22 protein-coding genes are annotated in these 20,855 nt (G+C 73.7%); 15 read left to right on the forward strand and 7 right to left on the reverse strand.

What is annotated here, in order from left to right; translation table 11 throughout:
• The first annotated feature begins 193 nt into the window (after nt 1-193).
• From BN6_RS35770 to BN6_RS35780, 3 genes are read left to right on the forward strand one after another with little or no spacing between them, the layout of a single operon-like run.
• Entirely contained in the window at nt 194-2,980 is a 2,787-nt protein-coding gene (locus tag BN6_RS35770) for an AfsR/SARP family transcriptional regulator (RefSeq protein ID WP_041315285.1), read from the forward strand.
• Complete coding sequence (locus BN6_RS35775; protein ID WP_015104744.1) at nt 2,977-3,357, forward strand: hypothetical protein; 381 nt, start codon at nt 2,977-2,979, stop codon at nt 3,355-3,357. The genes BN6_RS35770 and BN6_RS35775 overlap by 4 nt, the downstream gene beginning before the upstream one ends.
• Nucleotides 3,350-3,799, forward strand: coding sequence for a hypothetical protein (locus tag BN6_RS35780; RefSeq protein WP_015104745.1), 450 nt, complete (start codon nt 3,350-3,352; stop codon nt 3,797-3,799). Before BN6_RS35775 ends, BN6_RS35780 begins: the two co-directional genes overlap by 8 nt.
• Nucleotides 3,800-3,806: 7 nt before the next feature.
• On the opposite strand, the gene BN6_RS35785 is transcribed toward BN6_RS35780, so the two are convergent.
• Nucleotides 3,807-4,151: a hypothetical protein gene (locus BN6_RS35785; RefSeq protein WP_015104746.1), complete on the reverse strand. Its 345-nt coding sequence runs from the start codon at nt 4,149-4,151 to the stop codon at nt 3,807-3,809.
• A gap of 59 nt (nt 4,152-4,210) precedes the next feature.
• Nucleotides 4,211-4,699, reverse strand: a complete 489-nt coding sequence (locus tag BN6_RS35790) for a MarR family winged helix-turn-helix transcriptional regulator (protein WP_015104747.1) — start codon at nt 4,697-4,699, stop codon at nt 4,211-4,213.
• Between the two features lie 49 nt (nt 4,700-4,748).
• Between BN6_RS35790 and BN6_RS35795 the strand changes: the two genes are divergently transcribed.
• A complete protein-coding gene (locus BN6_RS35795; protein ID WP_015104748.1) occupies nt 4,749-5,687 on the forward strand; it encodes an EamA family transporter in 939 nt (312 codons plus the stop codon).
• Complete coding sequence (locus BN6_RS35800) at nt 5,611-6,219, forward strand: NAD(P)-dependent oxidoreductase (protein ID WP_015104749.1); 609 nt, start codon at nt 5,611-5,613, stop codon at nt 6,217-6,219. The genes BN6_RS35795 and BN6_RS35800 overlap by 77 nt, the downstream gene beginning before the upstream one ends.
• Before the next feature lie 39 nt (nt 6,220-6,258).
• Here BN6_RS35800 and BN6_RS35805 read toward each other — a convergent pair whose 3' ends face one another.
• A complete protein-coding gene (locus tag BN6_RS35805) occupies nt 6,259-8,865 on the reverse strand; it encodes a glycoside hydrolase family 3 protein (protein WP_051075859.1) in 2,607 nt (868 codons plus the stop codon).
• A 198-nt stretch (nt 8,866-9,063) separates the two neighbouring features.
• Here BN6_RS35805 and BN6_RS35810 point away from each other — a divergent pair, with 198 nt between their 5' ends.
• Together BN6_RS35810 and BN6_RS35815 are read left to right on the forward strand one after the other, a co-directional pair.
• Nucleotides 9,064-9,651, forward strand: coding sequence for an RNA polymerase sigma factor (locus tag BN6_RS35810; protein WP_015104751.1), 588 nt, complete (start codon nt 9,064-9,066; stop codon nt 9,649-9,651).
• Nucleotides 9,648-10,481 (forward strand): hypothetical protein, encoded by an 834-nt coding sequence (locus BN6_RS35815; protein WP_015104752.1) that lies wholly within the window; start codon nt 9,648-9,650, stop codon nt 10,479-10,481. Before BN6_RS35810 ends, BN6_RS35815 begins: the two co-directional genes overlap by 4 nt.
• Nucleotide 10,482: 1 nt before the next feature.
• Here the strand turns inward: BN6_RS35815 and BN6_RS35820 are convergent, their stop codons facing one another.
• Nucleotides 10,483-10,938 (reverse strand): Lrp/AsnC family transcriptional regulator, encoded by a 456-nt coding sequence (locus tag BN6_RS35820; RefSeq protein ID WP_015104753.1) that lies wholly within the window; start codon nt 10,936-10,938, stop codon nt 10,483-10,485.
• A gap of 93 nt (nt 10,939-11,031) precedes the next feature.
• Here BN6_RS35820 and BN6_RS35825 point away from each other — a divergent pair, with 93 nt between their 5' ends.
• From BN6_RS35825 to BN6_RS35850, 6 genes are all read left to right on the forward strand, one after another.
• Nucleotides 11,032-11,862: an LLM class flavin-dependent oxidoreductase gene (locus BN6_RS35825; RefSeq protein WP_041315291.1), complete on the forward strand. Its 831-nt coding sequence runs from the start codon at nt 11,032-11,034 to the stop codon at nt 11,860-11,862.
• Entirely contained in the window at nt 11,859-12,275 is a 417-nt protein-coding gene (locus tag BN6_RS35830) for a nucleoside deaminase (RefSeq protein WP_408005270.1), read from the forward strand. The genes BN6_RS35825 and BN6_RS35830 overlap by 4 nt, the downstream gene beginning before the upstream one ends.
• Nucleotides 12,276-12,738: 463 nt before the next feature.
• Nucleotides 12,739-13,521 (forward strand): ESX secretion-associated protein EspG, encoded by a 783-nt coding sequence (locus BN6_RS35835; RefSeq protein ID WP_158509477.1) that lies wholly within the window; start codon nt 12,739-12,741, stop codon nt 13,519-13,521.
• A complete protein-coding gene (locus BN6_RS35840; RefSeq protein ID WP_015104757.1) occupies nt 13,512-13,919 on the forward strand; it encodes a hypothetical protein in 408 nt (135 codons plus the stop codon). The genes BN6_RS35835 and BN6_RS35840 overlap by 10 nt, the downstream gene beginning before the upstream one ends.
• A gap of 16 nt (nt 13,920-13,935) precedes the next feature.
• Nucleotides 13,936-14,487: a DUF3558 domain-containing protein gene (locus BN6_RS42720; RefSeq protein ID WP_015104758.1), complete on the forward strand. Its 552-nt coding sequence runs from the start codon at nt 13,936-13,938 to the stop codon at nt 14,485-14,487.
• A 38-nt stretch (nt 14,488-14,525) separates the two neighbouring features.
• A complete protein-coding gene (locus tag BN6_RS35850) occupies nt 14,526-16,049 on the forward strand; it encodes a hypothetical protein (protein WP_015104759.1) in 1,524 nt (507 codons plus the stop codon).
• A 12-nt stretch (nt 16,050-16,061) separates the two neighbouring features.
• Here the strand turns inward: BN6_RS35850 and BN6_RS35855 are convergent, their stop codons facing one another.
• The 3 genes from BN6_RS35855 to BN6_RS35865 all read right to left on the reverse strand — a co-directional run bounded on the left by BN6_RS35855 (nt 16,062) and on the right by BN6_RS35865 (nt 19,738).
• Nucleotides 16,062-17,336 (reverse strand): NtaA/DmoA family FMN-dependent monooxygenase, encoded by a 1,275-nt coding sequence (locus BN6_RS35855; protein ID WP_015104760.1) that lies wholly within the window; start codon nt 17,334-17,336, stop codon nt 16,062-16,064.
• Nucleotides 17,333-18,400, reverse strand: coding sequence for an LLM class flavin-dependent oxidoreductase (locus tag BN6_RS35860; RefSeq protein ID WP_015104761.1), 1,068 nt, complete (start codon nt 18,398-18,400; stop codon nt 17,333-17,335). Before BN6_RS35860 ends, BN6_RS35855 begins: the two co-directional genes overlap by 4 nt.
• 81 nt (nt 18,401-18,481) lie before the next feature.
• Nucleotides 18,482-19,738, reverse strand: coding sequence for an FAD-dependent oxidoreductase (locus tag BN6_RS35865; protein ID WP_231904834.1), 1,257 nt, complete (start codon nt 19,736-19,738; stop codon nt 18,482-18,484).
• A gap of 151 nt (nt 19,739-19,889) precedes the next feature.
• On the opposite strand from BN6_RS35865, the gene BN6_RS35870 reads away from it, so the two are divergent.
• Both BN6_RS35870 and BN6_RS35875 read left to right on the forward strand, forming a co-directional pair.
• Entirely contained in the window at nt 19,890-20,312 is a 423-nt protein-coding gene (locus BN6_RS35870; RefSeq protein ID WP_015104763.1) for a DoxX family protein, read from the forward strand.
• Between the two features lie 61 nt (nt 20,313-20,373).
• Nucleotides 20,374-20,805, forward strand: a complete 432-nt coding sequence (locus BN6_RS35875; RefSeq protein ID WP_015104764.1) for a YciI family protein — start codon at nt 20,374-20,376, stop codon at nt 20,803-20,805.
• The last annotated feature ends 50 nt before the right edge of the window (nt 20,806-20,855 follow it).

A 20,855-nucleotide genomic window follows, 5' to 3' on the forward strand; every position in this document is an offset into this window, starting at 1 on the left:
CCCCGTTGCCCCCGACCACTCCGGGCCGGGGTGTCGGCGGCCCGCCGGGCGCGGGCCGTTCCCGGTCGTGACGGTGCCGCGTCCTCGCCCGACCCCCAGGACGGGCGAGGACCGTCCTCGCGGACCAGTGGTGACGAGCATCGGTGATCCGCGTTGCCGTTTCGTTGCCACCGCCGCGAGTACCGTTCCCCGGGTGGAGTTCCGCCTGCTGGGGCCGTTCGAGGTGGTGGCGGACGGCCGGGTGATCACCCTGAACCGCCGGCGGGAGCGCTTCCTGCTGGCCGTCCTCGCGCTGCACCACAACCGGCCGGTGTCCGCCGAGCGGCTGGTCGACCTCGCGTCGGACGGCGCGCCGACCACGGCCGCCGAGGCCGCGCTGCGCAGCAACGTGAGCCGGTTGCGCTCCGCGCTGCCGCCGGAGCTGGGCCGGGTCGAACGCCGGGGCACCGGGTACGCGCTGGTCACCGATCCGGAGCGGATCGACGTGCACCGGTTCCGGGGGCTGGTGGCGCGGGCCCGGGACGCCGATCCGGCCGGCCGGGCCGACCTGCTGCGCGACGCGCTGGCGCTGTGGCGCGGTCCGGTGCTCGCCGACGTGGCCAGCGACCTGGCCCGGCAGCGGCTGGTGCAGGGGCTGGAAGAGGCCCGGCTGGACGCCCTGGAGCAGCGGGTGGCCGCCGACCTGGAGCTGGGCCGGCCGGTCGTCGCCGAGCTGCGCGACCTGGTCGCCGAGCACCCGTCGCGGGAGCGGTTCGCCGCGCTGCTGGTGCTCGCGCTGCACCGGTCCGGCGAGCAGGTGCGGGCGCTCGCGGTGTACGACGAGCGGCGGCGGTGGCTGCGCGCCGAGCACGGCCTGGACCCCGGCGCGGACCTGCGCGCCGCGCACCGCGAGGTGCTGCGCGCCGAGGCCCGGCCGGCGGGCCGCACGTTCCTGCCCTACGACGTGCCCGACTTCACCGGGCGCGCCGCCGAGATCGCCCGGCTGGCCGGGACGACCGGGATCGCCCTGGTCGACGGCATGGCCGGGGTCGGCAAGACCGCGCTCGCGCTGCACGTGGCGCACCGGCTGGCGAACCGCTTCCCGGACGGGCGGCTGTTCGTGGACCTGCACGCGCACACCGCCGGCCGCGAGCCGGTCGACCCGGCCGACGCGCTGGAGGTCCTGCTGCGCGAGGCGGGCGTGCCGGCCGACGGGGTGCCCGCGTCGGTGGACGCCCGGTCCGCGCTGTGGCGCTCGACGCTGGCCGGCCGGCGGGTGCTGGTCGTGCTGGACAACGCGGCCGGCGCCGAGCAGGTCCGGCCGCTGCTGCCGGGCACGGCGGGCTGCCTGGTGCTGGTCACCAGCAGGCGGCGGCTGGCCACCATCGCGGGCGCGACGCCGCTGTCGCTGGACGTGCTGCCCGAGGCGGACGCGGTCGCGCTGTTCGACCGGGTGGCGACCCGCGCCGAACCCGCCGAGGTGGCCGAGGTGGTGGCGCTGTGCGGCCGGCTGCCGCTGGCGATCCGGATCGCCGCCGCCCGGCTACAGCACCGTCCACTGTGGACCGTGGCGCAGTTGCGGGACCGGCTGCGGGACCGGTTGCGCGAGCTGAGCGTGGACGACCACGGCGTGGCGGCGGCGTTCTCCCTGTCCTACCGGCAGTTGGACGACGCGCACCAGCGGGTGTTCCGGCTGGTCGGCGCGCAACCCGGGGTCGACGTGGACGTGTTCGCCGCCGCCGCGGCGGCCGGGCTGCCCCCGGACCGGGCGGAGGTCCTGCTGGAGGGCCTGCTCGACGTGCACCTCTTGGAGCAGCGCGCGCCGGGCCGGTACACCTTCCACGACCTGATCCGCGAGTACGCGCGGGCGGTCACGGTCGCCGAGGAGCGCGCCGAGGCGACCCACCGGCTGTTCGACTACTACCTGCGGGCCACCGACCGGGCCAACCGGCTGCTCGTGCCGGACCTGGAGACCGAGCCGCCGGTGCCCGCGTTCCCGGACGCCGGGCTGCCGCCGCTGGCCGACCACGTGGCGGCGGGTGCCTGGTGCGAGCGGGAGCGGCCGAACCTGCTGGCCGCGATCCGGCACGCCGAGGACCTCGGGCTGCCCGCCTACACCTGGCTGATCAGCCGGAGCCTGGCCCGGCACCTGCTGGTCGGCGGCCACCTGCACGACGGGATCGCCGCGCACACCGCCGCCGCCGACGCCGCGCGGCGGGCCGGCGACGCCGAGGCGCACCTGGTCGCGTCGATCAACCTGGCCACCAACCACTGGCTCAGCGACCGCTACCGGCCCGCGCTGGAGGGGCTGACCGGGGCGCTGGAACTGGCCCGCGCGGCGGGCGACCGGGCCCGCGAGGTGTTCGCGCTCAACCGGCTGGCCGCGTTGCGGCACTGCCTGGGCGAGGACGGCGGCGAGTGCGCCCGGCAGGCCCTGGCGGGTGCGGTGGAGCTGGGCAAGCCGCGTGAGGAGAGCTTCGCGCTGTGGGTGCTGAGCCTGATCGCGTGGGACGCGGGCGACGTGCGCGGGTCGTTGGAGCACGCGGCCGCGATGCTGGCGGTGAGCCGGGCGACCGGTGACGCCATGTGGGAGACCGCCGCGCTGGTGCGGGTCGGGCGGGCCGAGTCGGCGCTGCACGGGTACCGGCCGGACCGGTTCGCCGCGGCGGTGGCCGCCGCGCGGTCCATCGCCGACCACCACCACGAAGCCGAAGCGCTGGTCGAGTGGGCCGACGCGGGCCGCGAGGCGTGCCCGAGCCAGGCGCGGGCGCTCGCCGAGCAGGCCCACGACCTGGTCCGACGGGGCTCCCGGCCGTCGCTGACCGGTGTCGTGCACGCCGTGCTGGCCGCCGTGCACGCCCGCGCGGGCGAGGTCGGGCAGGCCCGGGAGCACGCGGCGCGGGCCCGGTCCATCGCCGGCGCGATCGGGCACCGGAGGCTGGCCGATCGGGTGGCGGCTAGTGTCCCGGTGGACACGCCGTTGGAGGACCTGGTTCGATGATCGACTCGTTGGCCGTGGCGCTGACCGTGCTGGCGCTGGTGGCCGCCGCGTGGGCGGTGCTGCTCGTGGTGCTGGACAAGCCGTTGACGCTGGAGACCAAGCTGACGCTCGGCGTCGCGGGGCTCGTCGTGCTGCTGGAGGTCGGGCTGCTGGCGCAGGCCGTGGTCGGGATCGTGAAGCTGGCCGGGCTGGACCGGGAGATCTCCGGGGCCACGTTCGTCGGCTACCTGCTCGGGCCCGTGCTGGTGCTGCCGCTGGCCGGGTTCTGGTCGATCGCCGAGCGGTCCCGCTGGGGCGCGTCGGTGCTGGCGGTCGGCTGCCTGAGCGTGCCGGTGATGATCGTGCGGCTCAACCAGGTCTGGCTCGGCCATGCCTGAACCCGCGGCACCTGGACCAGCGACTCCCAAGCCGATGGCTTCGGGGCCCAACGTGACCCGCTCCGGTCCGGGGCGGCTGCTGGTCGCCGTCTACGGGATCTTCGCCATCGCGGCGGTGTCGCGCTCCGCGGTGCAGATCGCCACCCGGTTCGAGGAGGCCCCGGCCGCGTACCTGCTGTCCGCCCTGGCCGCGGTGGTCTACGTGGTGGCGACGGTGACGCTCGCCGTCGGCAGCCGGACGTCGCGGCGGGTGGCGTTCCTGTCGTGCGCCGTGGAGCTGACCGGCGTGCTGGTGGTCGGCGTGGTGAGCCTGCTCGTGCCGTCGTGGTTCCCGAGAGCGACGGTGTGGTCGGACTTCGGCATCGGCTACGGGTTCGTGCCGCTGGTGCTGCCGGTGCTGGGCCTGCTCTGGTTGCGCCGCACCCGCCCCGCCGCCGGGTAGTGCCGGGTCAGCCCGGGATCGGCAGCAGCCGGTAGGACAGCGCGGTGGTGGCGGGCACCTCGTCGTGGACGAAGGCCAGGCGGTTCGCGCAGTTCGCGTCGGAGTAGATCGCCAACGCGCTGCCGTCGCCGTAGCCCCGGGCCGCCGACCTGGCCGGGCCGAACCCCAGCGAGCTCACCGGGTAACAACCCCAACTGGTCGGCAGGACGGCTTTGGTGCCGCTGAACTGGGTGCCGGAGAACAGGCAGTACCCGTCCTCCTGGCAGTGCGGGCTGACCGCGGCACTCGCCGGGGCCGCCCCCAGCAGCCCGCCCGCGAGCACCACCGCACCGACGACCGCGATCCGCTTCATGTTCTCCCCCAGGCTCTCGACTGCCCTTCACCATGCCGGCAACCGCCGCCGCGCGGGGGCTACTCGGCGAGGGATTCCAGGACGGTCCTGAGGGTCGCCGCCAGCCGCTCCCGCTCGGCCGGGCTCAGCGCGGCCAGCAGGCGCTCCTCGGTGGCCAGGTGGTCGGGCAGGGTCTTGTCCACGAGCCCGCGGCCCTCGTCGGTCAGCGCCACCACGACGCCCCGGCCGTCGACCGGGCTCGGTCCCCGGGTCACCAGGCCGCGCGCCTCCAGCCGGTCCAGCCGCTGGGTGACGGCGCCGGAGGTGATCATCGAGGACCGCATCAGCTCGGTCGGCGTGAGCCGGTGCGGCGGGGCGCTGCGGCGCAGGGTGGCCAGGACGTCGAACGACGCGCGGTCCAGCCCGTGCCGGGCGAAGTTCGCGCGCAGCTCGCCGTCGATCACCCGGTTCAGCCGGGACAGCCGGCCGATCACCGCCATCGGCGAGACGTCGAGGTCGGGGCGCTGCGCGCGCCACTGGTCGAGCACGAGGTCCACGTGGTCCGCCATGCCGGCATACCTTAGCGGTGAGGCAGATCACCGGACGGATGGCTTAGCGATGAGTTACTTTGTCTTAGTGCTAAGCAATCGACTCGTCACCGCGCTCGGCCCGGCGATCTGGGGCACGACCTACTTCGTCACCACCGAGTACCTGCCGCCGGACCGCCCGCTGCTGGCGAGCCTGCTGCGCGCGCTGCCCGCCGGGCTCCTGCTGCTCGTGGTGGTCCGCCGACTGCCCACCGGCGACTGGTGGTGGAAGTCGCTGGTACTGGGCGCGCTGAACATCGGCACGTTCCTGCCGCTGCTCTTCCTGGCCGCCTACCGGCTGCCGGGCGGCGTGGCCGCGACGGTCGGCGCGGTCCAGCCGCTGGTCGTGGCCGGGCTCGCGGCCGGGTTCCTCGGGCAGCGGATCACGCTGCGGGTCGCGCTGGCGGCCATCGCCGGGGTCCTCGGGGTGAGCCTGCTCGTGCTGCGGGCCAACGCGCAGCTCGACTGGCTGGGCGTGGCCGCGGCCCTCGGCGGCGCGGTCGTGATGGCCGCCGGGACCGTGCTGGGCAAGCGCTGGGCGTCGCCGGCGCCGCTGCTGGCCACCACCGGCTGGCAGCTGGTGGCCGGCGGGCTGCTGCTCCTGCCGGTCACGTTCCTGGTGGAGGGCCCGCCGCCGGCGCTGACCGGGGCCAACGTGGCCGGGTACGCGTACCTCGCGCTGATCGGCGCGGCGCTGTCCTACAGCCTGTGGTTCCGCGGCGTGAAGCTGCTGGCGGCGACCGAGGTGACCTTCCTCGGCCTGCTCAGCCCGGTGGTCGCGACGACGGTCGGCTGGCTGGCGCTGGGCCAGGACTTGACGGTGGCGCAGGTGCTGGGCGCCGTGATCGTGCTCGCCGCGCTGGTCGTGGCGCAGACCAAGGGGAGGAACAAGGATGAGGATCACCGTGTTCGGGGCGGCCGGGGGCGTCGGCAGCCGGGTGGTGACCGAGGCGTCGCGGCGCGGGCATGAGGTCGTCGCGGTCTCGCGGTCGGTCCGCGACGGGTTCACCGTCGGGGACGCGGGCGTGGCGGCGGACGTCACCCGGCTCAGCGCCGGCCGGGACGTCGTGATCGGCGCGACCCGGCCGGTCGACGGGCGGGAGCACGAGCTGGCGGCGACCGCCAAGGCCCTGCTCGACGGCGTGCGGCCGACCGGTGCGCGGCTGCTGCTGGTCGGCGGCGCGAGCAGCCTGACCCGGCCGGACGGGGTGCTGGTGCAGGACGCGCCGGACTTCCCGGCGTTCCTGCGGCCGATCGCGCTGGCCTGCACCGCGCAGCTCGACGTCGTCCGGGCCGAGTCCGAGGTGGACTGGACGTACCTGAGCCCGCCGATGTCGCTGGAACCCGGCACCCGCACCGGCGCGTACCGGCTCGGGCTCGACGGACTGGTGGTGGACGGGCAGGGGAACTCCGCGATCTCCCTGGAGGACTTCGCGGTGGCCCTCCTGGACGAGGCCGAACGGCCCCGGCACAGCAGGAGCCGGTTCACCGTCGGCTACTGAGGTGCGGGGTGGGCCCGGTGAGCCGGGCCCACCCTTTCGTCACGTCAGCTCGGAACACGTTCTGGCGTCGGGATCCCGGGCCGCCTTCGGCACCCACCGGACGTTCGCGAACGACGCCTGGAACGCGCCCTCGGTGTAGACGAGGAACGGCGTGTTGACGTTCTCCAGGTCCAGTCCTCGGGACGCGAAGCACGCCACCGGGATCTTCACCGTCGCCTTCGATCCCGCCGGCAGGCCGCCGAACAGGGTGGTGGCGTCGACTTCCGCCGAGCACGGGTACACGCAGTGCGCGCTCACCACCGTCCGCGCCGCCGGTGGCCGGTGCACGACAACGTCGAACACCAAGGCCGCGTCGGCGTTGAGGTAGCCGCGCAGGTCGTTGCCGCCGGCCGGGTTCTGGAGGTAGAGCTGGCCCGTGCCCGTCCACGTGGTCCTGAGCGCGTCACCCTGCACGTTCACGTCCGCCGGCCGCACGGTGATCGTGCTGTGCGCGGCCTCGCCGTCGGGACCGATTTCAGTGCCGCTCCAGTTGTCCGGCGACCCGATGAAACCCCTGTACGGCGCGATGTCCTGCCGGTTGAACAGCTCCAGGTCCTCGGTCGCGGTGCCACCACCGCCGTCGCCGGAACAACTGGCGGGAGCGGTCTCGTCCAGCTTGCCGACGCGCCCGGTCTGCCACGACCTCAGGCCGTAGCCCGGCTTGAACAGCGGGTCGTAGCCCGCTTGGCCGGGGTTGAGCGGCGTCTGGCACGCGCTGCGCGGCCACGAGTAGGACAGGGTGCCGGTGAAGCCCGGGTACGTGTGACGTCCGCGCACCAACAGGTCCGCGACGCCGCCGCCCTCGGTGCCGGGCAGCCACGACGCCACGAACGCGTCCGAGCGGTTCAGCTCCTTGTTGACGTGCAACGGCCGGCCGGACACGTACACCGTCACGACCGGCGCGCCGCGACCCCGGACCTTGTCCAGCACCGCCAGGTCACGCGGGTACAGCTTCGCCGCCTCCAGACTGCGCCGGCCCAGGTCGCCGGTCCCTTCGGCGTACGGGGTTTCGCCGATCACCGCGATCACCGCGTCGAACCCCGCCGGGTCCACGTCACCGGTCTCGGAGAACACGACGTTCTGCGCTCCCAGCGCTTCGCGCAGCCCGCCGAGGATCGTGGTGCCGTTGGGGAAGTCCGCGTTGGTGTTCCCGGTGCCCTGCCAGGACAACGTCCAGCCGCCGGTCTGGTTCTGGAGGCTGTCCGCGCTCTTGCCGACCACCAACACCTTCGAGCGCGGCTTGAGCGGCAGCACCCGGTTGTCGTTCTTCACCAGCACCTGGGACTTGCGCACGGCCTCGCGGGCGAGTCTGCGCGCTTCCAACGCCTTCGCCGAGCCGGCGTGCTCCCGGGCGGAGGGCTTCGCACCGTCCAGCACACCCGCGCGCAGCTTGACGCGCAGGATCCGGGTCACCGCGTCATCGATGCGGGACAACGGGATCTGCCCGCTCTCGACCTGGGCGACAGTGTTGGCGATGAACGCCTTCCAGTCGTTGGGGACCATCACCACGTCGATGCCGGCGTTGATCGCCTGCGGGCAGCCGGCGTTCGTGCAGCCGGGGACCTGGCCGATGCCGTTCCAGTCCGACACCACCAGGCCGTCGAACCCGATCTTGCCCTTGAGGATGTCGTTCACGGCGAGCTTGCTGCCGTGCAGCTTGCCCTCCTTGATGCCGAGGTCGGCGTTTGTCCAGCTGTTGAACGACACCATGACGGTCTGCGCGCCGGCCGCCAGTGCGCCGTAGTAGCCCTGGCCGTGCAGGTTGATCATCTCGGCGGTGGAGGACGGCGTGACGCCCTGGTCCTTGCCGCCGAGCGTGCCGCCGTCGCCGATGAAGTGCTTGGCGGTGGCCAGCACGTCCACCCGGCGGCGACCGTCGCCCTGCAAGCCACGCACGGCCTCGTAGCCGTAGGCGCGGGTGATCCTCGGGTCTTCGGAGAAGCCCTCGTACGTGCGGCCCCAGCGGTCGTCGCGGACCACGGCGAGGGTCGGCGCGAACGCCCAGTCCTGGCCGGTGGCGCGGATCTGCTCGGCGGTGGCCTCACTGACGTCGCGGACCAGGCAGGGGTCGTGCGCCGCGCCCAGACCGATGTTGTGCGGGAAGACCGTTGCGCCGTAGACGTTGTTGTTGCCGTGCACGGCGTCGATGCCCCACAGCACGGGGATCTTCGCGCGGGTGGCCTTCGAGGCGTCCCAGTAGGCGTCGGCGAGCGACAGCCAGTCGCGCACGGCGGCGTGCTTGTCGCGGTCGGGCCAGGAGCCGCCGCCGTTGAGGACGCTGCCGATGCCGTACTGGCGGACCTCGTCCGGGGTGATGGCGGCGATCTCGGGCTGGGTCATGTGGCCGACCTTCTCGGCCAGGGTCAGGGAGCCGACGATCTTCGCGATCCGCCGCTCGTCGGCGGGGTCGCCGTGGACGCGGCTGCGGACCCGTGGCCAGTCGGCGTAGGTCGGCAGGGTCGGCTCGATCCGGGCGCAGCCGTGGTCGGTGCGGGGTTCGCCGACCACCACCGGTCGGGTCGGCGAGGGGTCCGCGCCCGCGATCCCGGTGGTCAGACCGGTGGCGAGCAGCACGGCGAGTGCGGTACCCAGGTGTCTGCGGGACATCTGCTGATCCGTTCGTCGGCGGAGGGCGGCGGCGGGTTCCCGCCGATCCTGACCGGGCGGCGGTGGGCCGGTCAAGACTTTCGTGAGAGCGCTTCCGTGCAGGTCGGGCCGCTGCTCCGGTCGGCGGACAAAGCCGCCGCACGACGCGGACCGGCACACTGGGCGCAACACAGGTCTCCCAGGCGGGCACGAACGGGCATGACGACCGAAGACGACCGCGCGCTGTGGGCCCGCGCCGCGGCCGGCAGCGGCGCCGCGTTCGGCGTGCTGTTCGACCGGCACGCCAAGGCGGTGTACAACCACTGCTTCCGGCTCACCGCGTCGTGGTCCGCCGCCGAGGACCACCTCCAGTCCACGTTCCTGCTGGCGTGGCGCAAGCGGACCCGGCTGCACCTGGAGAACGAGTCGGCGCTGCCGTGGCTGCTCGCCGTGGCCACCAACGTGGTGCGCAACGAGCGGCGCACGTTCGCGCGCAGGCTGCGGCTGGCCGGCCGCGTGCCCGCCGAGCCGCCCGTGCCCGACCACGCCGACCGGGTCGCCGACCGCGTGGACGACCAGCGGCGGATGGCCGTGCTGCTGGCCGCCGTCGAACGGCTGCCGCGCGGCGAGCGCGAGGCGCTGGCGCTGTGCGTGTGGTCGGGCGTCTCGTACGCCGACGCCGCCGCCGTGCTCGGCATCGCCGAGGGCAGCGTGCGGGCGCGGGTCAGCAGGGCCAAGTCCCGGCTGACGACGCTGCTCGGCACGCGTCCCGTCCCGCTGACCCCGCTCGCCGTGGAGGACCGATGACCACCGCCCCGCCCCCCGCCCGCGACCTGCCGCCCGGCCGGCACAGCGCGATCCGGGACGAGATCGGGCGCGCGATCACCGGGCCACGGCCGTTCCGGTACGCGCCGCTGGTGGCCGCCGCCGGCGTGGTGGCCCTGGCCCTCGGCCTGTCGGTGCTCGCGCCGTGGCAGGCACGCGACACCGCCGGCCCGGCGGACAGCGCGCCCACGGCCGACATGTCGGACCTGACGCCGCAGCGCATCGCGGAGATCGAGGCCGGCTGCGCGGAGTCGGCGATGGTCGACCAGCAGGCGAGGCTCTACCAGTACCGTGAGGACCGGGCGGGCAAGTACGCGCTGCTGTTCACCCCCGACTACCTGCTCCCGTGCGCCGTGGACGACTGGCACGCGCCGTTCAACTCCCCCGTCCTGAACCTCTCCGCGCTCGACTGGCTGCCCGGCCACTTCTCGGTGGACCACACCGGTGGCCTGGGCGGCGGGGAGGCACCCGGCGTCCGGCCGGTGCGGCCGGGTCGGGCGGGGTGGCGGGTGGCCGCCGGCCGGGTCGACGCCGAGGTGGCCAGGGTGACGTACAGCTTCGCGGGCACGACCGTCGACGCCACCGTCGTCAACGGCACCTACCTGGCCCGCATCGTGTACCCGCCGCAGTGGGCGCTCCCGTACGACGGCACCACCGGCGAAGTCCGCGCGTACGACAAGAACGGCAAGGTGCTCGGTACCAGCCTCGACATCAAGCGGCAGTGCTACCTGAGGCCGGACGGGGCCGTCGTGTACGGCGGCCAGTTCTCCTCCGACCCGTCGACGTGCCTGCCGGCCGTGCCGTGGCGGTAGGTCAGGCGGGCGGGCGTCCGCCGATCCCCCGGTACGGCATCGTCTGGCTGTAGACGATGTTCGTGGTGGTGCTGCCGAACGCCGTCAGGTCGTTGACCACCTTCTCCAGGTGCGCCATCGAGCCGGCGGCGACCTTGAGGGTGTAGCAGTCCTCGCCCGTGGTGCGCAGGCACTCCAGGATCTCCGACCGCTCGGCGAGCAGCGCGTGCAGCGGCTCGTGCCGGTTGCCGGGGTACTTGAGGCGCACCACGGCGAGCACGCCGTAGCCGACCTTGTCCAGGTCGACGGTGGCGCGGTACCCGCTGATCACGCCGGCCTGCTCCAGCCGCTTGACCCGCTCGGTCGTCGCCGACGCGCTGAGGTTGACCCGGCGACCCAGCTCGGTGAGCGCGATCCGGCCGTCCTGCTGCAACTCGGCCAGGATCGCCCAGTCCGTCGCGTCCAGGGTCTCGGTCATCCGGCCAATCTACCGGGGAATCCACGGCGCGAGCCGGTCGATGCCGCGAGGAACCTCTTCAAGGTTGCCGGTCCGGGACCTAGCCTTGGACGCGTGTTGATCGGTGTGAACGTCCCCAACTTCGGCCCCGGCACGTCCCCGGCGGTGCTGCGCGACTGGGCGCGGACCGTGGAGGGGCTGGGGTTCGACCTGCTGATGGTGTCCGACCACCTGGCGGTCACCCCCGACGTCGCGGAGCAGTACCCCGCGCCCTTCTACGAGCCGTTCACGACGCTGTCGTGGCTGGCCGGCGTGACCGAGCGGATCTCGTTGGGCACCACGGTGCTGATCGCGCCGTACCGGCACCCGCTGCTGGTCGCCCGGATGGCGGCGAACCTGCACCAGCTCAGCGGCGGGCGGTTCGTGCTCGGGGTCGGCGTCGGGTGGGCGCGCCAGGAGTTCGAGGCGCTCGGCGTGCCCTTCCGGCAGCGCGGGAAGCTGACCGACGAACTGCTCGTGGCGCTCCGGGAGGCGTGGCGGGACGAGGCCGACTACGGTCCGGGGCGGATCCCGATCTGGGTCGGCGGGCACAGCGACGGCGCTCTGCGACGGGCCGTGCGGCACGGCGACGCGTGGCACAGCCTGCGGTTGACGCCTGCCGCGTGGCGGGAATCGTTGTCCCGCTTGGCGGAGATCGCCGAACAAGAGGAGAAACCGTTGCCCGCGTTGACTCCGCGCATCCTGCTGCGGATCACCGATCGCCCGCTCGCGGAACGCCGGATGGGCGAGGGCGATGTCGGGCAGGTGGTCGGCGACCTCGTGTCGTTGCGCGAGCAGGGCGCGCACGCGGTCGTGCTGGACCCGTTCGTCGGCGACCCGGCCGAGACGCTGGACCCGGAAGTGGCGTGGCACGCGCTCGCCACCGTGCGAAAGGAATTCCGTTGAACGAGCAGCACTTGCGGCGCGCGATCGCGCTGGCCACCGAGGCCCGCGCGGGCGGCAACCCACCGTTCGGCTCGCTCCTGGTCGGGCCGGACGGGGCGGTGCTGGCCGAGGAGCGCAACAGCAGCCTCAGCGACGGCGACATCACCGCCCACCCGGAGCTGAAGCTGGCCCGGTGGGCGGCCCGCGAGCTGTCGCCCGAGGTCGCCGCCGGGACGACGATGTACACCAGCTGCGAGCCGTGCGGCATGTGCGCGGGGGCGCTGGCGCGGTCCGGGCTCGGGCACGTGGTGTTCGCCCTGTCCGCCGAGCAGCTCAACGGCCTCAAGACCGGCGGCGGGTTCGCGGACGTGCCGACCGAGGGCCCGGCGCTCTACGACGAGGCCGCCGCCGCGGTGGCGGGCTACTACCCCTAGACGGGCAAGGCCGCGGTGCGGGTGGTGTCCGGGCGTGGAATAACCGGCGACAAGTGCAACTATTCCACGCCGGACCGGACCCGGCACACTCCGCGACGCCATTCAGGTCGCAGGCGGATAACGAGACGCGGTCAATGTGGTGAACCAGAGCCTTGTGTATCGACAAACGCTACTGTTGTCGGGATCAAGCCCGTTTCCCGCGATCACGTGACGTGTCGGACCACGATCGAGTTCACCTGCAGGGGCGACGTTGCTCAAGGCGGAAGTCCCCGGACGGGGGAATTGGTCTGCACAAAGCGATCGTTCTCGGCATCCGGAAAGAATCCGTCGGTATCCACCACTCGGCGGAATGAGACGGGTCAGCCGAACGGCTTCGATGACCGTCGGACCGCATTCTGACGGGTGCATTCCGCGAAAGCGCTGCCACCATGTCCCTCGACGGCGGGGAAGGCGGGGATACCGGGTGACGACGGGGATGGTGTGCTCATTCGCCGAACTCGACGCGCTCGGCGAAGCCCTGGGCCTCGACGTCCGGCGGTTCCCGTTCGCCATCGGCCACCACGGGTCGACCCGGGAGGAACGGCTCGCCGTGGTGGCGCGGGCGCACCGCGACCTGGCCGACCGGGGCCTGGTGCGCGGCGCGGAGTTCGCGCCCGAACTCGTGGCCACCCTGCGCCTGTTCGCCACCGGCCCGGTGACGGCGGCCCTGGTCGGCACGGTGGGCGAACAGCGCCCGCTGGCGCTGGCCGTGCTGGACGACCGGGCGGCGCTGCTCGCCGTGGGCGGCGACGCGTCCGTCACGTTCCACCGCCGGCACCCGGACACCGCGCTGGACGCGTTGGTCGGTCTGCTGCCCGAGGTCCGCCCGGGACCGGGCGCGTCGGTGACCGTGACCGACCCGGCGGCACCGCGCCGGACCCCGGACGAGGACTTCTCCGACTTCCGCTTCACCCGCGCGCTGCGCCCGGCCGCACCCTCGGCGCGGGCGGCCGTCGAGGAGGTCCTGCGCCGGCCCAGGCTCGGCGCGGGCTACTTCGCGGTGACCGCGGCCGGCGCGGACCGGGGCACGCTCGGCTTCCTCGACACCGACGCCGGCGGGTACGCGATCGTCCCGGGTCCGGTCGAGGGCGGCGCGCCGTCGGCCACCTGCACCCCGGCCGACCGGCCCGCGCTCGCCCGGCACCTGTCCCGACTGGCCACGACCGGACCCGAGGTCCTCCGGGAAGGGAGATCACCATGGCGGTAGGCGGTTTCTTCAGCGGCATCGACGGCATGTCCACCGCGGTCCAGGGCTTCCGCGCCGCCACCGCGGCGGGGTTCACCATCAGCGCCGATCGCGGCCAGGCGCTCCTGACCGCGATCGGCGACATGCAACTGGTGCTGGAAGCCGCGATCGCCAAGTCGTCGGTGATCACCCAGGAGCCACCGCTGGGCACCACGCCGGCCGCGCGGGTCTACCGGCCCTTCCTCGCGACCATCGCGAGCGATCCCGCCCAGGGCTTCCTGCCGGCGGTCAAGAAGCTCTCCGAGGACCTGACGCGACTGGCAGCCGACGTCCGGCAGTCGATGGGCGTCTACGGGACCGCGGAGGACCAGAACACGCACGGGATCACCACCGCCGGCGGCCCCATCCACAGCGCCTGATCGACCGGGAGCACTCGTGACCTCTCGACTCCGCGTGGCCTGCCTGACGACCGCGCTGCTCGCGCTCGGCGCGTGCAGCCAACCGACCACCGGCGTCGCCAGACGGGGGTCGACCACCTCGGTCGGGCCGAGCGCCGGCACGACCGCGACGACCGGCACGACCTCCTCGAGCAGTGGCGCCGGGCTGGAAAGCGTGGACCCGTGCGCCCTGTTCACCCGGCAGGAGGCCGAGAGCGCGCTAGGCCGGCTCCGCCGGGAACCCGAGACCGGGAAGCTCGGCTCGGCGATCACCTGCCAGTACTCGCCGCAGGTCGCCACGGTCATCATCGGGGTGCGGACGAACGTGGGCCTCGCGGGCCTGCAGCCCAACGGGGGCGAGATCAAGGAGACCTCCGTCGGCGGCCGCCCCGCCCGGGAACTGCTGGACGCCGGCGGCAGTTGCGGGATCTACCTCGGGGTCGGCGAGAAGTCGCGGGTCGACGTCGTGGTGAACGCGTCGAGCAGCGGCCGGGAACCGTGCGCCATCGCGGGCCAGGTCGCCGGAGTGGTCGAGCCGAGATTGCCGTGACGACCAGCCCGCGTCGGCGGGCGACGAGGGGGTCGGAGATGGAGCACGACGCTTCGGGACAGGAGCGGAACCCGTACCAGGACTACGGGTTGAATCACCGGGCGGCGGCGCACACCGACCGGGAACTGCTCGACCAGGTGGCGCGCGAGCAGGGGCTGGGACCGGTGAGCGGGCCGTTCGCCCGCTACATCACCGAGATCCTGCACCCGGGCGAGGTCGACGACCGGCTCGACCACCAGGCCGTGCGGCTCAAGGAGGGCGTGACCCCCAGGTCCGCCCCGTCCGAACCCGGTGCCTACTACCCCGGGATCCCGCACGAGGAGCTGCACCGCAGCGTCAACACCGAGGTCGATCCCGGTGTGGTGGGCGAGATCGCGACCACGTGGACCGACCTCGGGAACGCGTTCACCGGCTTCACCCAGTCGATCGCCGAGGCGATCACCGCCAGCGAGGCGGACTGGGTGGGCACCGCCGGGGACGGGGCCCGGCAGGCGCTGGCCGACCTGGGCAACCGCGCCGGGGAGACGGGGGTCTCGGCGCAGTTGGCGGGCACGCTGTTCACGCAGCAGTCGCGGGCGTTGGCCGACGCCCGGAACAGCGTGCCTCCGCCACCCGAGCGACCGTTCGACGTGCGGGAGGCCAACGACCGGCTGTTGCGGATCACCGACCCGCTCGAACTCGTCCGGCAGGCGGCGGCCGACCGGGAGGCGTTCGAGCAGCAGCAGGAGGCCCACCGGGAAGCGGCCCGGGTGGTCGAGACGTACGACCGGACCGTGGCGCAGACGGCGGCGGCGCAGCCCGCGTTCGCGCCGCCTCCCGTTGCCGTGCAACAGCAATCCACGGCGGAGACGCCGGTCGGGACGGGCGAGGCGTCCTCGCGTCGAGGTGCGCCGGTCAGCGGAGTTCCCGAGGTCGCCGGTGTTCCCGGGATTTCCGGCACGACCGGTACGTCCGCGACGCCGTCCGCCGGGCAACCCGGTGCGGACAAGGGGGATCCGGTCGGTCGGGTGCCGGGCGGCGGGGTCACCCAGCCCAGTGCCGGGAGCGGTCCGGTGGCGGAACCCTTACCCGGGCGGCACACCAGCGGGCCCGGCGGCGGGGTGCCCGGTGGTGGTGCCGGGGTGGGTGTGGTGCCGGGTGGGCGGGCCGGCGGGACGTCCGGTGGTGGCGGGAAGTCCGGTGGTGCGGCAGCCGGACGCGGTGGTGCGCCGCGGATCGGCGGGCCGGGAGCAGGTGGCCCCGGGGTCGGCAAGCCAGGAGTCGGCGGGCCTGCGGTCGGTGGGCCTGCGGTCGGTGGGCCTGGTGGTGGGTCCGGGGTCGGGGCTCCGGGGAGTTCGACGGGCGCGCGGGGCAGCGGCACGGGTGGCGCGGGCGGTGGGCGTGGTCCGGGCGGGGTGGGCGGGGCGGCCGGGCTGGGCGGGGTCGGCGGGGTCGGTGGCGCGCCTCGGGAGGAGGACGTCGAGCACCGGACGCCGTCCTACCTGGTGGAGCCCGACCCGGACGACGTGTTCGGCGCGTCCGGGGCCAGTGCGCCGCCGGTCATCGGCGACTGGGACCAGTGAGCGGCAGGTGCGTCAGACCAGGCCCAGGTGGTCGCGCAGGGTCGGCCCGGTGTAGTCGGTCCGGAACACCCCGCGCTCCTGGAGCAGCGGCACCACGGTGTCGGCGAACACGTCGAACCCGCCCGGTGTCACGTGCGGCACCAGGATGAACCCGTCACTGGCGTCGGCCTGCACGAGGTCGTCGATCTGACCGGCGACGGTGGCGGGCGAGCCGATGAACGTCTGTCGCGCGGTCTGCTCGATGATCAGGTCGCGGATCGAGAGGTTCTTCGCCGCCGCGAGCTCCCGCCACTCCCGCGCGGTGGCGAGCGGGTCGCGGTGGCTGCGCACGCCGGCCCGTCCCTTGGCGATGGTGTGCTCCCCCACCAGCGGGTCGACCTCGGGCAGCGGCCCGTCCGGGTCGTGGTCCGACAGGTCGCGGTTCCAGACCTGCTCCAGGAACTTGATCGCGGTCTGCCCGCTCACCTGCTGCCGGCGGACCTCGTGGGCCAGTTCCCGCGCCTCGGAGTCGTTGTCGCCCAGCACGAACGACGCCGCGGGCAGCACCTTGAGCTGGTCGGGCGTGCGCCCGTACTTGGCCAGCCGGCCCTTGACGTCGGCGTAGAACGCCTTGCCCTCCACCAGGGTCGCGTGCCGGCTGAAGATCGCGTCCGCCTTGGCCGCGGCGAACTCGCGGCCCTCGGCGGAGTCGCCGGCCTGCAGGACGACCGGCCGGCCCTGCGGCGAGCGGGGCAGGTCGAACCGGCCGGAGATGTCGAAGAACTCGTCCCGGTAGGCGAAGACGCCGTCGTCGCGCCACGAGTCGAACAGCGCGGTCGCCGCGTCGAGGAACTTCTTCGCCCGCTCGTAGCGCTGCTCCTCCGGCAGGTAGCCGCCGCGCCGGAAGTTCTCGCCGGTGAAGGCGTCCCACGAGGTGACGACGTTCCACGCGGCGCGCCCGCCGGACAGGTGGTCCAGCGAGGTGAACTGCCGGGCCACCTCGAACGGTTCGTTGAACGTGGAGTTGATGGTGCCCGCCAGGCCCAGGTGCGTGGTCACCGCCGCGAGGCCCGCGAGGACGGTGAACGTGTCCGGCCGGCCCACCACGTCCAGGTCGTAGATCAGCCCGTTCTGCTCGCGCAGCCGCAGGCCCTCGGCCAGGAAGAAGAAGTCGAACTTGGCCCGCTCGGCGGTCTGCGCGAAGTGCGCGAACGACGAGAACTCGATGTGGCTGCCCGCCCGCGGATCGCTCCACACCGTCGTGTTGTTCACGCCGGGGAAGTGCGCGGCGAGGTGGATCTGCTTCATCTCGCGTCCTCTCGGGCGGCGTAGCGGTTGGCGGGTCGGGGCAGTCCGAGGTGGCCGCGCAACGTCGTGGCCTGGTAGGCGGTGCGGAACGCCCCGCGCCGCTGGAGTTCGGGCACCAGCTCGGAGGTGATCGCGACCAGGTCGTCGGGCAGGTGGGCGGGCCGCAGCCGGAAGCCGGCCGCGCCGGCCTCGTGCCACTCCAGCAGCCGGTCGGCGAGCGCGGCCGCGTCGCCGGCGAACACGTGCGCGTCGGAGTCGATCCCGCCGGACTCCTCGGCGCGCGCCTTGCGGTCGGCGTCGAAGAACACCACGACATCCGCGAAGTGCTTCAGCCCTGGGACGTCCGCGTCGATCGCGCGCAGGTCGTCGGTGCTGTGCGGGGTGGTGAAGACGATGTCCGACGACCGGCGCGCCAGCTCGTGGATCGGGGAACCGTGCGACAGCACCGAAACCGGTGGCCGGCCCTGCGGCGGGCGGGGTGTGATCGACGGGCCCTTCACGCTGAACCAGTTGCCCGTGAAGTCGATGTAGTGCAGCTTGTCGCGGTCGATGAACCGGCCGGTGGCGGCGTCGCGGATCTCCGCGTCGTCCTCCCAGCTGTCCCACAACCGCCGCAACACCTCGACGTAGTCGGCGGTCTCGTCGATCGCGTCGGCGAGCAGCGCGTCGTCCGGCGCGTCCGGGAACGTCCGCCGGCCGAAGTGCCGGGCGTGGTCGGCGGCGACGCTGCCGCGCACCCGGACGCCGGCCCGGCCGTTGCTCACGTAGTCCAGGGTGGCGATCGCCTTGGACAGGTGGAACGGCTCGGTCAGCGTGCTGACCACGCTGGGCACCAGCCCGATGTGCGTGGTCAGCGGCGCGACCCGGGACGCCACCAGCACCGAGTCCAGCCGGCCGACCGGCCCGAGGTCGTCCTCGAACGTGACGAAGTCCAGCAGGCCGCGCTCGGCCTCCCGCACCAGGTCCACCCAGTACCCCGGGGTGAACCGCGCGGGATCGCACGGCGCGGCGGGGTGCCACCCGGTGGCGTCCAGCGCCACGGCCAGGTGCAGACCAGCTCCCATGTTCGGGCTCCCTTCGACCTCTCCGGCGATTCTGCGGCAGCGCCGGGCCCGGTCGGAGGGGCGACCATCCTGTGGGAAGCCTCAGGTTTTCCCGGTCCGACCGGGAATATCCGCCGCGAACCGCCGATCGCCGCCGGGCCCGGAGGTGGCGAGGTCGGCCAGCACCCGGCCGACCGCCGGGACGAACTTGAACCCGTGGCCCGCGAACCCGGCGGCGAGCACCAGCGGCCCGTTCCGGTCGAGCACGAAGTCCGAGTCCGGCGTCGAGGTGTAGGTGCAGCTGATGGGAGCGAAGTCGTCCGGGTCGACGCCCGGCAGCCACTCCCGGGCGTACTGCCGCAACGCCGCCAGCCGACCGGCCTCGGGCCGGAAGTCGCGGGCGTCCGGGTCGACGACCGGGCCGCCGCCGTGCGCACCGACCTTGATCCCCTCACCCGGTGTCGCGAGCCCGTAGACCGCGCCGGGGCGGCGGTGGATGAACGCGGGCCACTCGGTGGCGTCGACCGGCGCGAAGTGCGCGGGCTGCTCCTGGGTGACCGTCAACGGCGGCAGCGCGACCAGCCCGTCGAGCAGCTTCGCCGTCCACGCGCCGACCGCCACCACGACCCGTCGCGCCCGGTAGACCTCCTGGTGCGTCACGACTTCCACCCGGTCACCGACCCGCAGCCCGAGCACCGGGGTCTCGTGCCGCACCACGCCGCCGAGCGCGGTCGTCAAGTCCTGCAACAGGTCCACTGCCCGGTCGGCGTGCAGACGGCCGGACCGGGGGTGGAAGAAGACGTCGCCGTCGAACCGCAGACCGGGCCACCGCTCGCGCGCCGCGTCGGCCGGCAGCACTTCGCCGGGCGACCCCGCCGCCGCGAGCGCCTCGGGCAGCCCGGTGATGTCGCCGTGGTCCACGCCGCCGGTCTCGGTGAGCAGCCCCGCGCCGAGTTCCCGCCACAGCGCGAGCGCCTCCGCCGCGAACCTGACGTACACCGGGTCCGGGTAGACCAACCGGAAGATCCGCGACGCGCCGTGCGAGGCACCGAACACGTGCCCGCGCGCGAACCGCTCCAGCAGCACCACCTCCACCCCTCGGGAGGCGAGTTGCCACGCCGCCGCCGACCCCATCGCACCGCCGCCGACCACCACCACGTCCACATCGGTCACGCCGCCAGGGTCACCGCGCGGGTCGGGGCTGTCCAGGCTTCCCACCTGGCGGATGGCGGGCGGGTCGCCCTCTACGAGGATCGCGCGGGGGGCCGGCGCGTCGCGCAGGGCAGGCGGGTGCGGGACCAGCGTGCGGGTGCGGCGCGGCGCAGCGGGTAGGCCGCGCTGGGCGTCGACGACCCCCACCCGGTGCCCCGGTCGCGACGATCGCCGCCCCGACCCGCCCCCTGAGCCCGTGACCTGCGGAAACAAAAAGTTCGAGAAAGTTCGAGGACCGTGTCGATCCGGCACCGGGCCCGTTCGTCGCGTAGGCAAGACGACAGCGAAGGGACCGAAGATGACCACCACCGCCCCCGCCACCACCGAGGCCCGCACCGGCCGCCGCCACGACCTGATGCTCGCCGCGTTCCGGGTCGTGGTCTCGTTCCTGTTCTTCTGCCACGGCCTGCAGGGCTTAGGCTTTCTCGGCGGCATCGACGGGCAGGGCACCGGCGTCCCGCTCGGATCGTTCCCCGGCTGGTGGGGCAGTGTCATCGAACTCGTCGGCGCGCTGCTGGTGGCCCTCGGGATCACCGCCCGCGCGGCGGCCCTGGTCTGCTCCGGCGCGATGGCCTTCGCCTACTTCGTCGTGCACCAGCCCACCGGTTTGCTGCCGCTGCACAACATGGGCGAGCTCGCCGCCCTCTACTGCTGGGCGTTCCTGCTGATCGCGGTCGTGGGCCCCGGCTCGTACACGGTGGGGCGCGCGTTGCGCCGTTGACCTCCGTCTTACCGCTACACAAGCCACAATGGCACCAAACACTCCGAAAGGGACTACCGAGATGCGTTTCATGGTGATCGTCAAGGCCACGAAGGACAGCGAAGCCGGCACCATGCCCAGCGACGAGGAGCTGCGCGCCATGGGCGAGTTCAACGAGGAGCTGGTCAACGCCGGCGTCCTGCTGGCCGGCGAGGGCCTGCACCCCAGTTCGAAGGGCGCCCGGGTGTTCTTCGACGGCGACCAGCGGTCCGTGGTGGACGGTCCGTTCACCGAGACCAAGGAGCTGATCGCGGGTTTCTGGCTGCTGGAGCTCAAGTCGCTGGAAGAGGCCGTCGAGTGGGTGAAGCGGGTGCCGAACCCGACCGGCGACCAGTCCCAGATCGAGATCCGCCAGGTGTTCTCGCCCGAGGACTTCGCCGACGCCTCCCCCGAGGTGCTCCAGCAGGAGGAGGAGCTGCGGGCCCGGGCCGCCGCGCAGCGCGAGGCCCAGTAGGCCCCGCGACGCCCACCCCCGCTTGCCGCCGCGCATCGGAAGCTGATCTG

The sequence above is a fragment of the Saccharothrix espanaensis DSM 44229 genome (assembly GCF_000328705.1).
GTDB lineage: Bacteria > Actinomycetota > Actinomycetes > Mycobacteriales > Pseudonocardiaceae > Actinosynnema > Actinosynnema espanaense.